General features: G+C 28.4%; 1 protein-coding gene. It reads left to right on the forward strand.

What is annotated here, in order from left to right:
• Nucleotides 1-401: 401 nt before the first annotated feature.
• Nucleotides 402-1,262: a helix-turn-helix domain-containing protein gene (locus tag CYJ57_RS07660; protein WP_101954780.1), complete on the forward strand. Its 861-nt coding sequence runs from the start codon at nucleotides 402-404 to the stop codon at nucleotides 1,260-1,262.
• The last annotated feature ends 410 nt before the right edge of the window (nucleotides 1,263-1,672 follow it).

Here is a 1,672-nt window from a genome sequence, read left to right on the forward strand (position 1 = left end):
CTTCCTTCAGATTCCGCCTCACGACGGACACCCTTGCCCTTAGCTAACAGTTCCTACTGCAAAGCCTGTAGCGGACTTGAACCGCCAAGTTAACGCCCATGCTGGGCGCACTTATTAAAACGGACAATCAGCCCATTCCCTGATTGTCCGTTTTGCAAGGACCATTTTTTGAAAGAATATATGTCTGAAATTTAAAAGTTGCTGTCTGCGCCACAGCAAGGGAGATGGCAGAGGTAATTATTTTGGCCCTTTGCTAATAATAGATACCCAAAAATCTCAAAAATCTTGCTTTAAAACGCAATCTTAATAAATTCTTAATAAACCGAAAAGCATGTATATTTGAATTCATTGTTATTTGTAAATATTAATTATATAATTAATTAAAAAACAAGGGGATCAAAATGGAAATTGGCGAATTATTAAAACAATATCGTAAAGATATGCAACTCACTCAACAAGTTATGGCTGGTAATATCATGACACCTTCTTACTATGCCAAAATTGAAAAAGGACATCATCGAATTACTGCTGAGGATTTATTTGCTATATTAGACCACATTGGAGCTGATAAAGAAAAATTTATCCTTGATTTAGAAAAAGAGCCTAAAGAACGTATCTATAATAAATTTATTGGTAAAATCAATCATTCTACTCTTATTGAGGACCAAGAAGACTTATTTCAAATCCGTGAGGAGATAACTCATAATAAAGTATTGAGTACTCGACAAAAAAATGACCTTCGTATATTAATCAATATACATTTAAATCGTTTAACTAAAACAAATCATTACCTTTCCGAACAAGATATTCAATATATTCATGATAAAATTTTAGACTTAGAAATTTGGAACACATATAAATTATCTCTCTATGCAAATATGATAAATGTTTTTAGTTTAGAAACTAATAATATTTATATTAACTCTATTATTTCGAAAACTAATTACACGAATACACAAAAAAAAATAATCTTTGATATTATGCTAAAGCACATTAGTTCTTGCATTTCAAATAACTATGATAGTCTAGCTCAGTATTATATGGAATACTTAGCAAAAGAAAAAACAACAACTGAAAATTTATTCGAACGATTATTATATGAATATTACGTTCTAATTTTAAAGTATCGTCATGCACCAAGCCAAGAGATAGAAAGTAATATTAAGAAAATAATTGATGTTTATAGTATTGTAAATATAAAATCATTTGGAGAAAATTTAGAGAAGTTTTTTGAATTTACTTGTTTGAAAGCAAATAGATAAACTCTTTAAATTATATCAAAATAACCACTTCTCTTATTATAATGGTGAAATCAATATTCATTTTTCAGTCTTCCTTTATTTAATTAATAAATAAAGTATATGTTTTCAAAAAAAAAATTATAGAAATCTTTCTAAATAAACACTTTTTTGTCTTTTACGACATAATAACCTATCTCCATTTATATGCTTTAGATTATTTTTATAACTTATAAAAGGAGGGCTAAACCATGACAATTATAGTTACTGGACCAAAAGGCGAAAAAATTAAAATTACTATTTAATTTTTCAATGTATCAGACAAAAACCCCTAGATTAAATAACCTTGAGGTGACCCCCGAAAGTTAGAGTTAAAAACTAACTTTATGGGGGTCATTTTATGTCTAAAAAATATAGTTACGAATTTAAAATGC

Origin of the sequence: Falseniella ignava (assembly GCF_002847645.1) — a bacterium.
In the GTDB taxonomy this organism is placed as follows: domain Bacteria; phylum Bacillota; class Bacilli; order Lactobacillales; family Aerococcaceae; genus Falseniella; species Falseniella ignava.